This window comes from Anthropogastromicrobium sp., assembly GCF_037349415.1.
Classification (GTDB): domain Bacteria; phylum Bacillota; class Clostridia; order Lachnospirales; family Lachnospiraceae; genus Anthropogastromicrobium; species Anthropogastromicrobium aceti.
On the sequence record NZ_JAXWCK010000019.1, the window covers coordinates 1 to 15908 of the forward strand.

General features: G+C 41.7%; 12 protein-coding genes. 4 read left to right on the plus strand and 8 right to left on the minus strand.

The genetic code is table 11. From position 1 onward, the window contains the following. The 4 genes from WJP93_RS02600 to WJP93_RS02615 all read right to left on the minus strand — a co-directional run. Nucleotides 1-487, minus strand: a 487-nt coding sequence (locus WJP93_RS02600) for a GBS Bsp-like repeat-containing protein (RefSeq protein WP_337546744.1), incomplete at its 3' end; no start/stop codon positions are given. A gap of 159 nt (nucleotides 488-646) precedes the next feature. Beyond that, nucleotides 647-910 carry a septation regulator SpoVG gene (gene spoVG / locus WJP93_RS02605; RefSeq protein WP_118612569.1) on the minus strand — a complete coding sequence of 88 codons (264 nt, stop codon included), beginning with the start codon at nucleotides 908-910 and terminating at the stop codon, nucleotides 647-649. Between the two features lie 155 nt (nucleotides 911-1065). Continuing rightward, nucleotides 1066-2187, minus strand: a complete 1122-nt coding sequence (gene glgD, locus WJP93_RS02610) for a glucose-1-phosphate adenylyltransferase subunit GlgD (RefSeq protein ID WP_227102516.1) — start codon at nucleotides 2185-2187, stop codon at nucleotides 1066-1068. After that, nucleotides 2184-3458 (minus strand): glucose-1-phosphate adenylyltransferase, encoded by a 1275-nt coding sequence (locus WJP93_RS02615; protein ID WP_118612570.1) that lies wholly within the window; start codon nucleotides 3456-3458, stop codon nucleotides 2184-2186. The genes glgD and WJP93_RS02615 overlap by 4 nt, the downstream gene beginning before the upstream one ends. A 518-nt stretch (nucleotides 3459-3976) precedes the next feature. On the opposite strand from WJP93_RS02615, the gene murC reads away from it, so the two are divergent. The 4 genes from murC (at nucleotide 3977) to WJP93_RS02635 (ending at nucleotide 9128) form a co-directional block, all read left to right on the plus strand. Then, entirely contained in the window at nucleotides 3977-5359 is a 1383-nt protein-coding gene (gene murC, locus WJP93_RS02620; RefSeq protein WP_337546747.1) for a UDP-N-acetylmuramate--L-alanine ligase, read from the plus strand. Nucleotides 5360-5489: 130 nt separating this feature from the next. After that, the gene (locus WJP93_RS02625) at nucleotides 5490-6698 is read left to right on the plus strand and encodes a DnaD domain protein (protein ID WP_227102518.1); all 1209 of its coding nucleotides are present in this window, start codon (nucleotides 5490-5492) and stop codon (nucleotides 6696-6698) included. A gap of 25 nt (nucleotides 6699-6723) precedes the next feature. Continuing rightward, complete coding sequence (locus WJP93_RS02630; protein WP_337546748.1) at nucleotides 6724-7695, plus strand: ATP-binding protein; 972 nt, start codon at nucleotides 6724-6726, stop codon at nucleotides 7693-7695. A gap of 218 nt (nucleotides 7696-7913) precedes the next feature. Next, complete coding sequence (locus tag WJP93_RS02635) at nucleotides 7914-9128, plus strand: ribose-phosphate pyrophosphokinase (RefSeq protein WP_227102522.1); 1215 nt, start codon at nucleotides 7914-7916, stop codon at nucleotides 9126-9128. A gap of 57 nt (nucleotides 9129-9185) precedes the next feature. Here WJP93_RS02635 and WJP93_RS02640 read toward each other — a convergent pair whose 3' ends face one another. From WJP93_RS02640 to ftsH, 4 genes are all read right to left on the minus strand, one after another. After that, complete coding sequence (locus WJP93_RS02640; RefSeq protein ID WP_337546749.1) at nucleotides 9186-10082, minus strand: FAD-dependent oxidoreductase; 897 nt, start codon at nucleotides 10080-10082, stop codon at nucleotides 9186-9188. A gap of 51 nt (nucleotides 10083-10133) precedes the next feature. Further along, a complete protein-coding gene (locus WJP93_RS02645) occupies nucleotides 10134-13169 on the minus strand; it encodes a gamma-glutamyl-gamma-aminobutyrate hydrolase family protein (RefSeq protein WP_337546750.1) in 3036 nt (1011 codons plus the stop codon). 178 nt (nucleotides 13170-13347) lie between these two features. Further along, nucleotides 13348-13731 carry a BlaI/MecI/CopY family transcriptional regulator gene (locus WJP93_RS02650; protein WP_337546751.1) on the minus strand — a complete coding sequence of 128 codons (384 nt, stop codon included), beginning with the start codon at nucleotides 13729-13731 and terminating at the stop codon, nucleotides 13348-13350. Between the two features lie 268 nt (nucleotides 13732-13999). Beyond that, a complete protein-coding gene (gene ftsH, locus WJP93_RS02655) occupies nucleotides 14000-15853 on the minus strand; it encodes an ATP-dependent zinc metalloprotease FtsH (protein ID WP_227102615.1) in 1854 nt (617 codons plus the stop codon). Between the last annotated feature and the right edge of the window lie 55 nt (nucleotides 15854-15908).

Genomic DNA, 15908 nt, shown 5'->3' on the forward strand with positions numbered 1-15908 from the left:
CTTTGCTTACTCCTGACGGTGCATTTATTTTTGCCGTAACTCGGTAGCCCGATGCGCTAAGTTCCGTAATAGAAACGTCACCGATTGAAAGGCTTGATGACGCAGATGTCGATGCCGGAACTGTTACATTTTCGCCCTTTAGCGCAAACTGTCCCTGTCTGTCGTATACATAAATATGCGTAATATATGCACCGCTTTCTCCTTTATGGGCACTGACTGGAACATAGAATGATGCAGTATTACCACTAACACTTGCCTGATGCCACACAATGTCATCCTGTCCGTTTGCCTCTGTCCATGTCGGCATCATAACACGGCTCACACCTGCATCTGCCGAAAATGTTACATTTACACGATAGCCTAACGAAGACTGTTCTGTTATGCTTGTTGATACAATTCTCACTGGCGCCGCATTTGTCACCACCGGCGCTGCTCCTACTAGCAGTGATGCCGCCAATAGTCCCGCTGCTGTTTTTCTCCTTTTCATACTTTAAAACCTCGCCTTTCCAAAAATAATTACGTTACATTTTCCCTCAGCCACATTATACCGAATGAAGACGACAATTGCAAGAGAAAGAAAGACTGCCCGCGGGCAGTCTTTCTTTTATAAGTATTCATATATCTTTTTCGAATTGTTATTCAGATTTTATGCTTCCTGCAAAGCCTCCTCGTATTTCTCGAGAATAATCTTCTGCACATAATCTCTTGTCTCTGAGTTAATGGGATGTGCGATATCTCGGTATTCTCCTGTCGCCGATTTACGGCTTGGCATCGCAACAAATACTCCCTTTTCTCCTTCGATCACCTTGATATCGTGAACCACAAATTCATTGTCCAGCGTAATAGAGACGATTGCTCTCATCTTACCATCCAGTGCAACTTTGCGCACTCTCACATCTGTAATTTCCATCCCAGTATTGCCTTTCCGTCCTCTGCACGCCTTTGTGCAGCTAATTTTTATTCTTCTTTTATAAATATATAATCCTCATGTTTTTGGCGGGGATCAAGGTCACAAGCTTTCTCATGCAAGCATGATTCGCTTGTGACTTTGATCCCCTGGTATTATCAAATGATGAAGCGGTCTTTCTTCTCTACAACAATGCGAATATCACCTGGCTCTGACTTATAGCATGCATTTGCTTCGATGGTTCCTCTGCTCTCTACGATGCAGTTTTCAATGACTGCATTGTCTCCGATATAAACATCGTTCATGATAATAGAATTTTTGATAACACAATTGTTTCCAATATATGCCTTCTTGAATACAACAGAGTTTTCAACTGTACCGTTTACAATACTTCCACATGCGATCAGGCTGTTTGAAATATTAGCACCCGGATTATATTTTGCCGGCGGCAGATCATCTACCTTTGTGAATACACTGTTGCCTTCCTTGAAGAAATAACTACGGACATCTCTCTTTAAGAAATCCATATTTGTTCTGTAGTAAGCCTCAACTGAGGAGATGTTGTTCCAATATGTTTCAAGCTGGTATGCATAAATTCTCTTGATATCCTTATAACGGATCAGAATATCCTTGACCAGATCATATCTATCTTCCTCTGCTGCACGCTCAATTAACTCAATCAAAAGACGTCTTCTGATTACATAGATACCACATGAAACATTTCTGGAAGTCTCAATCATTGGCTTTTCCTCGTAGCCTCGGATTCTTCCGTCATCATCTGCCTTCACTTGTCCAAAGCGGCTTAAATCCTCTCCCTCTGGCATTTCCTTGCAGACAACAGTGATATCAGCACGCTTCTGAATGTGGTACTCCAGAATCTTATTATAATCCAGCTTATAAATTCCATCGCCAGAAGCCAGAACCACGTATGGTTCATGGCTTCCTTTGAGGAAATGCAGGTTCTGATACAGGGCATCGGCTGTACCCCGATACCAGTTACTATTTTCAGCGGTTATAGTAGGGGTGAATACATATAAACCGCCCTGCTTTCTTCCAAAATCCCACCACTTTGAAGAGTTTAAATGCTCATTCAAGGATACGGTGTTATACTGTGTTAAAACTGCTACTTTCTGAATACGGGAGTTTGACATGTTACTCAGCGCGAAATCAATGCTGCGATAGGTTCCTACCATTGGCATAGCAGCGATCGCACGGTTATATGACAGCTCCTTCATTCTCTTGTTGTTTCCACCGGCTAAAATTATACCAATCGCTTTCATTCTTCCTCGCCTCCCTTGATGATGTATCCGCCGCTTACAAGATTTCCATCCGGATAATCTTCAATAGCGGTCTTTCCGGCAATTGCTACGTTCTTTCCAATTGTAACGCCATCCGGAATTTCGGAGCCTTCTGCAACGGTTACAAGATCACAGCAGTAAACCTTCTTATTATACTGGCTGTCTGCATACTCACCGACACCAATCGTACAATTTTCTCCAACAACTGCATCCTGTGCGATGATTGACTTGTAAATCTTTGTTCCCTTCTTGATTACAGCACCCTGCATCAAAATGGAATCATAAACTTCTGCACCTTCTTCAACAATAACTTCTGGTCCAATAACGCAGTTTCGTACTCTTCCATAGATTTCAGAGCCATCACCTATGATACAGCGCTCAATCTGTGCCGTATCTGCAATATACTGCGGCGGCTGATTATCAGATTTAGTATATATCTTCCAGAACTCTTCATACAGATTAAATACAGGAACGATATCAATCAGCTCCATATTTGCTTCCCAGTAGGAATGAAGTGTTCCAACATCCTTCCAATATCCATTAAATTCATAGCAGAATACTCTGTCACCACGCTTATGGCAATATGGAATGACATGCATACCAAAGTCGCAGTTTGGAATATCTTTATTTGTGATCAATGCCTCACGAAGCACAGACCATGTAAATATGTAAATACCCATGGAAGCTAAATTGCTTCTTGGATGTGCAGGCTTCTCTTCGAAATCAGTGATACGGCCTGTATCATCTGTGATCAGCACGCCAAAACGGCTTGCCTCCTCAATCGGAACAGGCATAGCAGCCATCGTAACGTCTGCATTGTTTGCCTTATGATAATCAAGCATCACTTGATAATCCATTTTATAAATGTGATCACCGCCTAAAATCAATACATACTCTGGATTAAAGCTATCGATATAGCGAATGTTCTGGTAAATTGCATTTGCAGTACCAGTATACCAATCACTGTTCTCGTTTGCTTCATATGGAGATAGTACTGTCACTCCGCCATAATTACGGTCGAGATCCCACGGAATACCTATGCCGATATGGGTATTCAAACGAAGTGGCTGATACTGTGTTAACACACCTACTGTATCCACCCCTGAATTAATGCAGTTACTTAATGGGAAGTCAATAATGCTGTATTTCCCGCCGAAGGATACAGCTGGCTTCGCTACTTCTGAAGTCAAAACTCCAAGACGGCTTCCCTGTCCGCCCGCCAATAACATGGCGATCATTTCCTTTCTAACCACAAAATCACCCCTTTGTTCTTTAATTGTTGTGTTATCAGTTCACCAAGCGCCTGTCATCAAGTGAAATAAACTGTCTAACAGTGAAGGCACATAAGTGCAGTCTTGTGAATAGGCGTTTGGGGAACTGTAATCTTTTAGTACTTGTCGTTATTATAGCACATCTCTTTCAAAAAGTGAACAATTTACAGAAAAAAATTATGCATTTTTATTTATTTGTTACAGTTCACACAACCTGCTAGATCTGGACAAATTTCATGCTTGCATTGAAATTTGACAGATCAGCAGGATGTGGTGAACTGTAATGCAACTAATCCGGCTCATGAAATCCATTCACCTTCGGGCATACTGTAAATATTGCGGTTTTGTGAATAGGCGTTCATTCGCACAGCATAATAACATTTACGCTTTACATTCCTCCAAAATCGAGTATACTTAAATCAAGCAGAATTTGTGTTAAGAAACATCTGTTTTTCAGTATTGACTTTGCTTATTTAACTTGATTATTCGGAGGAAGTACCATGTACCATATTAATTTTAAAAATCCATGCCACATCTATTTTATTGGAATTGGCGGCATCAGCATGAGCGGACTTGCTGAGGTTTTAATGAAGGAGGGCTTTACCGTCAGCGGCTCTGATTCTAAGGAATCACCTCTGACTGACCATCTGTCCTCACTTGGCGCTGTTATCTTTTATGATCAGTCCATCTCTCACATTCCGCAGGGAACAGATGTCGTTGTCTACACAGCAGCGATCCATCCTGAACATCCAGAGATTGTTGACGCAACAAAGCGCAATATCCCGCTGTTAACAAGAGCTGAGCTTCTTGGACAGCTGATGAGAAACTATAAAACGGCAATCAACATTGCTGGAACTCATGGAAAGACAACTACGACCTCTATGGTTACTGAAATTCTTTTGGCTGCTAATACTGATCCGACAATCTCTGTCGGAGGCATTCTTCCAACAATCGGAGGAAATATTCGCGTAGGTGGCTCAAATCTTTTTGTCACTGAGGCCTGCGAATACACAAACAGCTTTTTATCCTTCTATCCTACTATGGAAGTTATCCTGAATATTGAAGCAGACCATCTTGACTTCTTTAAGGACATTGACGATATCCGTCATTCTTTCCGCTTATTTATGGAAAAGCTTCCAAAGGATGGAATACTTGTAATTAACGGTGATATTCATAATCTTTCTGAGTTGATCAATGGACTTGACTGCGAGATTATCACTGTTGGACACGGAGAATCCTGCGATTATCGTGCTTCTAATATCTCATATAATGAATTTGCTCAAGCTTCCTTTGACGTCACAGATGCAAGCAACACTATACTTGGTCACATTCAGTTAAGTGTTCCTGGAGAGCATAATGTTTACAATGCACTTGCTGCCGTTGCCCTTTGCAAAAAGCTGAATATTTCAATGGATGCCATTGTTTCCGGTCTTTTGAATTTCCATGGCACACAGAGACGCTTTGAAAAGAAGGGTGTCGTAAATGGAATTACTATTATTGACGATTACGCACATCATCCGCAGGAAATCACAGCGACACTTACTGCTGCAAAGAAGTATCCTCACAAAAAGATCTGGTGCATCTTCCAGCCGCACACCTATACAAGAACAAAAGCCTTGCTTACTGATTTTGCAAAAGCTCTGTCCTTAGCAGATGAGGTCGTTCTTGCAAAAATTTATCCGGCAAGAGAAACTGATGATCTTGGCATAAGCTCCGACAATATCCGCGTTTTGTTAGAGCAGGCCGGTACAAGTGCTCATTATTTTGAAACCTTTGAAGAAATTGAAAAATTTATTTTGCAGCATGCAGCCTCTGGTGATCTGGTGATCACTATGGGCGCCGGTGATGTTGTAAAAATCGGAGAAGACTTAATTTCTAAATAAGGTATTCGCAAAATCCCCAATTGCTTGCCCTGATCCTAAGGGAAATAATTGGGGATTTTTTATCGCTTTTCAAAAGAAATAACTTGTGCTATACTTTACAAAGATGATACTTGGATTTTGGAGGTTTTTTATGTCCTTTCTTTTACTGGAGAACCGGCTCAGCATAGATACCCTTGTTGTTCCCGGCTATTTTATAGACCGTTTTCTTCCTGCCGCCTCCGGTACGGATGTAAAGGTTTACCTATATTTGCTTCGCGCTGTCTCGACATCAGCCACTGGTTTAAGCAGTGCTTCAATTAGTGACAGGCTTGATATTTCAGAGCGCGAGGTACTTCGTTCTCTTAGTTATTGGGAATCTGTTGGTTTGATGCGCCTTAGCTTTACATCGGGTCACGAATTGTCAGGAGTTGCATTTACAGATCCATCTATTCAGGCAGAGACAGAGGCTTCTGCACAGACTGCACCTACACAGACAGCTGCACCTGCTCCAAGCGTACAATCTGTAATTCCTACGCCCACTCCTGCTTTAGTTTCTCCTGCAAATACAACCATTGCAAATGCTTCTGGCTCAATGGCTTCCACACAAACTACTACACATTCTGCTGCAAATGCGACCCCTTCTATACAGTCACTTCATCTTTCCCAAGAGGAGCTGATTCTTCTTGAGAACGATCCAGAGTTTAACATGTATATGTCGGCATGGCAGCAGTATTTTTCGCATCCGCTTAATTATGCAGACACAGAATCATTTGGCTATTGGTATCTTCAGTTTAACCGCTCACCAGATGTCATTGATTATCTTGTTGATTACTGCGCTAATCACTGCAAGGGCAAGCTTAATATGAAATTTATTGATTCTGTTGCCCAGTCCTGGCATCAAAAGGGTCTTCATACACTTGATGCTATTCGTCAGTACAACCTGCTTCATAATGATACTGTCTATGCTATCATGAAGGCATATGGCTTATACAATCAGACTCCTGCTCCGGCTCAGCTTGAATATATCAATAAATGGATCAAGGATTACAGTTTTCCTACAGATGTCTATGTTTATGCCTGCAATATCACGATGAAAAAATGTCAGCGCCCAAATGTTAATTTTACAGAAAGCATCTTAAAGCGCTGGAAGGAAAAAAATGTGCATTCACTTGCTGATGCACAGGCTGCTGAAAATCAGCGCGATCAAAAGGTAAAAAGTGATGCTGCAAAGCGCACCAGTTCAAACCGTGCTTCTTCTGTCGCAAAGGGTACACAGCAGTTTCGTAATTTTACTGAGCGCAAAAATAATAATTACATGGAAAAGATTTTAAAGCAGTATAGTCAGGATTCAAATGAATGATTATCACAGAAAGGATTGACTTTTTATGGCTCTGACCAATTCACAATATAATGAACTGATGCGCCGCTACAGCCGCATCCGTTTCCAACACCAGCATGAGATGGAAGAACGTCTGCGCCATATATATGCGCAGTGCCCAAGACTTCTTGAGATTTCAAAGCTTCTTCCGACATCTAGCGCTGCTCTTGCAAAGGCTAAAATCACTGGCAATAAAGCGCAGGCTCTAAATGCGCAGATGCAGATTGATGCACTTAGACGCGAGCGCGGTGCGCTTCTTTCTTCTCTTCACTATACACTTGATGATCTTCAGCCAAAGTATAGCTGCCCGGACTGTAAAGATACTGGATATCTTGACGGAAACCGCAAATGTCACTGCTTTGAGCAGGCTGGCATAAGCTTACTCTATGAACAATCTGGCATTAGAGACCGTTTGGAACGTGAAAATTTTAACACATTTGATATAAACCGCTATTCAGATGCACCAAATCCACTTCTTGGCGGAATGAGTAATCGCGCCCATATGCAGCGTCTCAAACTTATTTATGAAAAATATGCTTATCAGTTCAAGGATGGAAACCCTAGTCTTTTAATCTTTGGAAATCCAGGCGTTGGCAAGACATTTCTTTGTAACTGTATTGCAAAGGTTGTTCTTGACAAAGGCTTTTCTGTCTTATATATGACTGCTCCTGAATTTTTTGAATCAGCTATGCAGCATTTTCATTCTAACAACGATGATTCATCAGAAAATGATTCATATGCACTCACATGCAGCCTGTTGATTATTGATGATCTTGGGACTGAAAATCTGACTCCTTTTGTAATCAGTCAGCTGTTTCATGTGATCAATTCGCGTGATCTGTCAAGGAAAACAACTATTATCTCAACAAATCTAAGCCCAGAAGAGCTTCAAAGTACCTACACTGAGCGAATCTCCTCACGACTTATGGGGCAATATACGCCTATCCCTGTTTTTGGAGAAGATTTAAGAAATTCGTAGACATATCTTTTTTTCTAAAAAATAACATGACCCCTGCTAATTCGCTTATGACTTTGATTCTCTGGGGTCATGTTGCACAAATTTTTCTTTCTTTTTACGTAAATTTCTTTTTTATCCATTTCGACGTAAGGCTTGAATCTTCGACATCTTCATGTTATGATTAGTTAAGGTTCGTACTTTTGGACGCAGGTAAGCTGCATATTATAATCATGGAGGTCATCATGCCAAACGAAAAGAATCTGAACACGATACCAGTGGGCACACTGGGTCTTATCCCACTTGAAAGCTGCGCAACCCTTGGACAGAAGGTTAATCAATACCTGACTGAGTGGCGGGCTGAGAGAAGTCATGCACAATCTACTGCGCTTCACTTCTCTGAATACAGCAAGGACAGCTATATTGTCAAAGCAAAGAATCCTCGCTTCGGTTCCGGTGAAGCAAAGGGCGTTATCGAGGAATCAGTCCGCGGCTGCGATCTGTATCTTATGGTGGATGTTTGTAACTATAGCCAAACGTATTCTCTGTGCGGATATGTGAATCACATGTCTCCAGACGATCATTACCAGGATTTAAAGCGTATCATTGCTGCTGTTGAAGGCAAGGCACGCCGTATCAATGTAATCATGCCATTCCTGTATGAAAGCCGCCAGCACAAGCGTACTTCCCGCGAGTCTCTTGACTGCGCTATGGCTCTTCAGGAACTTACAAAAATGGGTGTATCCAACATCATTACTTTTGATGCTCATGATGCACGTGTTCAGAACGCAATTCCACGTGATGGATTTGAGAGCGTTCCGTGTGTATACCAATTTATCAAAGCACTGCTTCGTGCAGAGCCAGATCTGCAGGTTGACAATGAGCATCTTATGGTCATCAGCCCAGATGAGGGCGGCATGGGCCGTGCAATCCAGCTGACTAACTATCTTGGTGTTGATATGGGTATGTTCTACAAGCGCCGCGATTACACCCGCATTGTAGACGGAAAGAACCCTATCGTTGCTCACGAGTTTTTAGGTACCAACGTAGAAGGAAAGGATGTCATCATTATCGACGACATGATTTCTTCTGGTGACAGCATTCTTGATGTTGCACGCGAATTAAAACGCCGTAAGGCACGCAAGGTTTACGCTGCTGCTACTTTTGGTCTGTTTACAAATGGCCTGGCAAAGTTTGATGCTGCTTATGATCAGGGTATCATTGATCATATCCTGACCACTAACCTTGTTTACCAGAGACCAGAGCTGCTATCTCGTCCGTACTATGTAAATGTTGATCTGAGCAAGTATATTGCACTTTTGATTGATAACTTAAATCACAATGTATCAATTCATGGTCTATTAAATCCGACTGACAGAATCAACCGTATTCTTGAAAAGCATCGTGCTGCGCAGGCACAAAAAGCTGCCGAGAATAATATCTCTGAGGAAGCATAATACAAACAAAAAACCTTCAAATACATTTTTTATCGAATGTATTTGAAGGTCTTATTTTTATACTGCTTTATAAACAAGTCCGCATACTGTTCCGTCGGCTGCTGCTGTTGTCAGCTGACGCACCGTCTTAGTACGGCAGTCTCCTGCAGCGTAAACTCCCGGTGTCCTTGTTTTACAATTTTCACCGGCAATTACATATCCAGCCTCATCAAGATCTACGAGATCTCTAAATACTTCATTGTGAGGCTCCATTCCTATTGCAACAAATAAGCCATCTGCCACAAGTGTCTTCTTTTCACCTGAAAGATTTGTAACTTCAAGTTCTGTCAGCTTCTTTTCACCAATAAGTGCAGTCACACGACTTTCCATCACACACTCAATATTCTCTGCAACCATTACCTGATCAATAAGACTCTTCTCAGCGCGGAATGTATCTCTTCTGTGAATCAAATACACCTTGCTGCAAATGCCTGCCAGATACAGCGCATCCTGAAGAGCTGCGCTTCCTCCTCCTACAACAGCCGCTGTTTTCTCCTTAAAAAACGGTCCGTCACATACAGCACAGTAAGAAACTCCTCTTCCAATCAGCTCCTGCTCTCGCTCGATTCCTAGATGACGATGTGCCGCACCTGACGCAATAATAAGATTTTTGCCCTCATATGTCTCACCATCCTCAGTGCAAACTTCAAAGCCATTATCTATTTTTCGTGCCGAAATTACCCTGCCATAAGTAACCTCACCGCCAAGATTTGTCAACTGTGCCATCAGTCCATCTGCAAACTCCATTCCGCTGATCTTTTCAATACCTGGATAATTTTCCACACATGGAGACAATGTAATCTGTCCGCCCATAGCCTCACACTCCAGAATAAGCGGCTTAACGCCAGATCTGAGCGCATAAATTCCTGCTGTCAGACCCGCTGTTCCAGCCCCTACTATAATCATATCGTACATATTCTCTTATTTCCTCTTTTCTTAGTTAATAAATGGTATATATCCTCTAGCTTAATGAATAAATTTCGAGATAAAATCTCTTACCAGACGGCGCGTCTCATCAATTCCATCCGCATGGCCAAATTTTCGCTCTGGATGCCACTGAACACCTAAAATCTTCATCTGTTCAGACTGATATGCCTCGATGGTGTGATTATCTTCATCTATTGCAAGCGGCTCAAAGCAGTCTGCAAGTGCATCCTCGAAAATGACATCCTTATGATAATTGTTAACGTAAATGCTTCGATTTTCTTTTAGCAAACGTACCTTATGATCCTCACCGCGCTCTCTAGGACACGGCAGATCAGGATGATATGCCAATTTTCCGCCGAATAGAACATTCACATACTGCATGCCTCGGCATGTACCTATAATCGGTATTCCATGATTAACACAGTAGTGAATAAGCTTTTCTTCCATCTTATCACGGTATGGCTGTACCGTTTCCTCATGTTTACGGTCATACCACTGCGGTCCAAGTGCACCGCCGCCAACTACAATCAAAAGATCTATTTTTTCATCAAACAGACGCTCGAAGTTTTTAGTATGGTTTGCAACAGGACGCGGAATAAAACCAATAGACTCATAAAATTCAACATATCCAGCCTCTAGTATATCGGTTGGGTCTCCATAATCATTGACACCCTCTCTCTGCGTGATAAGTGCATGGAGATTTGTATATTGAATGCCTTCCTTGATCAGACCATTTCTGCAGTCCATTTCCAAATAGTCAAGCTGTGATACCGTGTCGTAAATTTTCTCACCGCAGCCTATTGCTGCCGGAATATTAAACTCTGCACATCGAATTGCCATGTGAGAAGCAGCACCACCGTACTTTGTGATAAATCCTTTGATATTTTTTGTAAAAATCCATTCGTAGCCTGGGTCAGCTTTTGGCACTACAACAATTTTTCCAGTGATATCAGCATCCGGCTCCTCATCAAGCAACACTACCTCGCCCTCGACTGTCTTTGCCGTGATGAAATTAGGGCGTGCCTCATACACAGGAATCACATCTACGCTCGCACCTGACAAAATAACTTCTGGAAGAAGAATTAATCGGCTGTCATGATTTAAACGGCGCCGCTTTGTGATTAGCTTCATCCAAAGCTTTTTTAAATTTTCTGGATCACAGCCTGACTCATATAGCTTAAAGTCATCTACACACAGCCAAGACAAATCCATAGTACGAATCTCCAAAATTGAGCCAAGCTTACGAATCAGTTCTAATACCATACTAAGCGATTTTGTAAATTCAAATTTAAAATACTCTCGCTGTTCAATTGCGCTGATCCAAAATTTTGCCATACGCTCTGCAGACACATCAAGCTGTGTATCTTCCAGAGCCTGCGTCAAAATACTGATATCAAGATCTTTTTGAATCTTTACCTTATCTTTTTTAATACGCGATGGCGCAGGGCGAAAATTCATCGCATCGTAGCGGTCTGAACGAATATCATATGTTCCGCTTCGAAGATGTCCATACTTAAAGTTAAACTCCTCGCGGCTTATAAGGCCCTCAGAAAAGCGCTCAAAATCATCGTTAAATTCTGATGATACTGTAGAAATTCCCTGCATGAAAGTATCCACATTTTCACTTGTATAGTAGCCAGCATCTACAAGCGTGCGAAGAAATGCTCTTGCGATAAAGGCAAGTCTTGCCTGGCGGGCAAATTGCGGAGTACCATTTGTGCGAATTTCTTTTAACAAAGTCAAAATACTGTCGATGATTCTGTCAATTGACACATCTTGGTACAACAGCTTTTCAATTTCCTCACGGCAATTTTCAAGACGCTTTAGTGCTTCAAGATCTTCTTTTAAAATCTTTTCCTGATTCATTACAGCATCAATCGTAAGCTTTTTTACTTCGCGCACAAGAAGTTTACGTTCTTCCTCGGTAAAACCATAACGAAGCAATTTCTTTGAATTTTCTTCCGTCATAAAATCATAGCTGCTGAAAATGATCTCAAACTCAATTTTATCGTGTGCAGAAAGGTCTTCCTCAAGCCTTGTCTGATAATACTGAACAAGACGAAGTGCGAGCGGTTCCGGAATACTTGCTGGAATCAGTGAATAATAGGAATATGTCAGGTTAATATATGGCTTATTTCCAACCTGATACATAAGATCCTCATTAAATGCACGATAGCCTAATGTACGGATTCCTTCATTCCATGCATGATGCGTTATGATCTCGCGGTACAGTGAATAATCTAACGCCCTTGGATTGCTTCCAATGATCTCAGATGGATTCCAAAAAGCCATATCAGAAAGCTTCATCGGCTTTCCTGTAATTGCATCAAGGTGCTCCTCATACTCCCGGCGAATCTGACCCTTTCTTGCAAAGAAAGAATAATCATCAATATAACGTCCTTCACGATAGCCTGCTGCAAGCGGACGAACCTGAAATAGAATCACCTGATTATGGCTGTCTATGGCAAATTCAATATCAAGCGGAATATCCTCTATGATGCTCTCTACTTCTGTTACTGCTGTAATCAAATTGCGCCAGCGCTCCTCAAGCTGATAAAGTGAAACATTTCTCGCAATCCAAAGCGTTTTGCCGCCACGACCGCTTGTTACACTGTCTGTTGACCCCAAGTCATCGTAATTAACAAGATAATATGGTCGCTTTCCTTTTAAGTCACGTGAAAAGACAACACCGCTGACACACACGTCCATTGCCTGGCGCTGGATCAGTACCTGCTCATTTGAAATACCCTTTATATCTTTTTCATATGACTGAATTACAGCCTCGATTGATTCTACGATCTGCGCACGACTCGCCGAATCTACATCAAGAATACTTTTATAATGTCCTGCATTAGAGGACTTCATACAGTCTTCCTGCGTAGAGGAGCTTCGCACAACGATTCTGCAGCCACCAAATTTTTCCATAATCTCTGTGCAGACTTGATTTTTATTGCGCCAGAAGTCTTCAACTCTAAGGATATACATTTCCTCAATGCTTGCCTTTTTGATCAGGTTTTTCATCGCATACAATGTATTTGCCTTTGTCGAAATAATCTTATTGATACGATTCGCCATATTGCATGTCCTCCCTTGCCTGTACTGCTTTGTCTATTTTTTATCCAGATCTATATCACGAGTGTATCTGTTTTTTTTCTACCATACCAGTTTACCACACTTTTGACAATCCCGCCACATAAAAAGGAACCACCTTGCGGTGATTCCCTTTCTTATTGCTTATTACTCATTTTGTATTTTACTTTACTTCCTGCTGCTTCTTCTCAACCAGTTCACGAATAGCCTTAAGATCTTCGGCTGTCAATTCCTGACTGTCAAGATAAGCACGGATGAACTCTACCGCAGAACCACTAAAGCTAGTCTTCTGATAGCGCTTCATCAACTCTTTCTGATAATCTTGTTCTGAGATTAATGATTTATAAACATATGCATGACTTCTCTTTTCATATGTTACATAGCCTTTGTCACGCAGGTAGGACATAAATACGCTAATTGTTGTTCTAGCATACTCTTTACCATACTCTGTCTTCAGACGCTCTAACAAGTCTGCTACAGCTACATTGTCACCAATTTCCCAGATACATTTCATGATCACTTGTTCTGTGTTTGTTAATTCTAACATCGCGATATCCCTTTCTGTACCTTAATTTAGACAACAGTATCTTCTGTTTTTACAGCTGTTTTTTTGCTCCCAGAATAAATCCTGCCATGTGGGCAATACTTTTTTTCTAAGGCAACGAGATTATATTACCGCATTTTCCTAATAATTACAATGAATAAAATTAGCATTTTATTAACTTTTTGTATTTTTTTGATCAAAAACATGACGGTAAATTTAATCTCTTTTGCAATCCTCGTCAAATTCATTTATTTTGTGACAAAATCTGTGCTTAATCCTGTGCCACAATCTGTGGACGATTTAAGATTTCCATAAATTCCTCACCCGTAATTGTCTCGTGCTCATAAAGGAACTTTGAAATTTCATGAAGTTTATCCATATGACTATTTAAAAGATTCTTTGCCTTTTCATACTGCTTCTGCACAAGTGCCACTACAAGATCATCGATCTTCGCAGCTGTCTCCTGTGAACAGCTCATACTGGTGTCTCCACCTAAGTAAACATTATTTAAGCTTTCCATTGCTACCATACCGAACTCACTCATGCCATATCTGGTGATAATTGCACGTGCAAGCTTAGTTGCCTGCTCAATATCGTTTGATGCACCTGTTGTCACATCACCGAACACAAGCTCCTCTGCCACGCGTCCTCCGGTAAAGGTTGCAATCTTGTTTTCAAGTTCTTCCTTTGTCATCAAATACTTTTCGCCTTCATCAACCTGCATTGTGAAGCCAAGCGCACCTGATGTACGCGGGATGATCGTAATCTTCTGCACTGGTGCGGAATTTGTCTGCAGCGCTGCTACAAGCGCATGTCCGACCTCGTGATACGAAACGATCAGTTTTTCTTTCGTTGAAAGAATACGGTTCTTTTTCTGATAACCAGCAATAACTACTTCAACACTTTCCATTAAATCAGTCTGTGTTGCAAATTTTCTTCCATCACGGACGGCACGAAGTGCTGCCTCATTAACAATGTTGGCAAGCTCAGCACCAGATGCACCTGCTGCTGTTCGCGCAATTGCGTTAAAGTCAACATTGTCTGCAATCTTAATCTTTGCCGCATGTACCTTCAAAATATCCTCACGACCCTTAAGATCAGGCAGTTCAACCGGAATACGGCGGTCAAAACGGCCTGGACGAAGAAGTGCAGGGTCTAGAGACTCCGGACGGTTTGTCGCTGCCAAAATGACAACACCCTTAGAACCATCAAAACCATCCATCTCTGACAGCAGCTGATTTAACGTCTGCTCACGCTCATCATTGCCGCCGATTTGACCACTCTCTCTTTTCTTTCCAACTGCATCAATCTCGTCGATAAAAACAATACATGGAGCCTTTTCATTGGCCTGTTTAAACAGATCTCTTACTTTTGCGGCACCCATACCAACGAACATCTCAACAAATTCGGAACCTGAAATGGAGAAGAACGGAACATCTGCTTCACCAGCTACTGCTTTGGCAAGCATTGTCTTACCAGTTCCAGGAGGGCCTACAAGAAGCGCACCTTTTGGCATTTTCGCACCGATCTCGCGATACTTTTCCGGATTATGAAGGAAATCAACGATCTCCTGAAGAAGTTCTTTGGCTTCCTCCTCTCCGGCAACATCTTTAAATTTAATACCATCAACGGATTTTACATAAACTTTAGCATTGCTCTTTGAACCTCCGCCCATGCCAAAGGTCATCATGCTCTCTCCATCGCCCATCTTGCTCATCATTTTTCTGGAAAGAAACCATCCCAAAAGCGCAAAAAGCGCAATTGGAAGAATATAGCTTATCAACATATATTCAAGCATGCCCATCTGCTGAACAATTGGCTTACTAAATACAGCACCAGCTTCCTCAAGACGATTTACAAGATCAGGATCGTTCATTGTTCCTGTCTTGTAAATATGCTCACCACTCTTGTCTGAGAAGGTAATCTGCGTATCTTCTACACTGACTTCTCCAATGTTCTTTTCCTCGATCATTTGGAGAAATGTGCTGTAATCCGTCTGCTCTACCTGTCGTCTAAACAGATTCGGAAATACAAATGTATTTAAAAGCAAAAACACAATGATGGCAATGACCCAATAGGTCAGCATCGGTTTTTTTGGCCTGTTCGGCCTGTCATCTACTTCCATAAGCACCTCACATTCTGCCTTGGATTTCCAAAGCTTTCGGCATATTTTAGCCTAT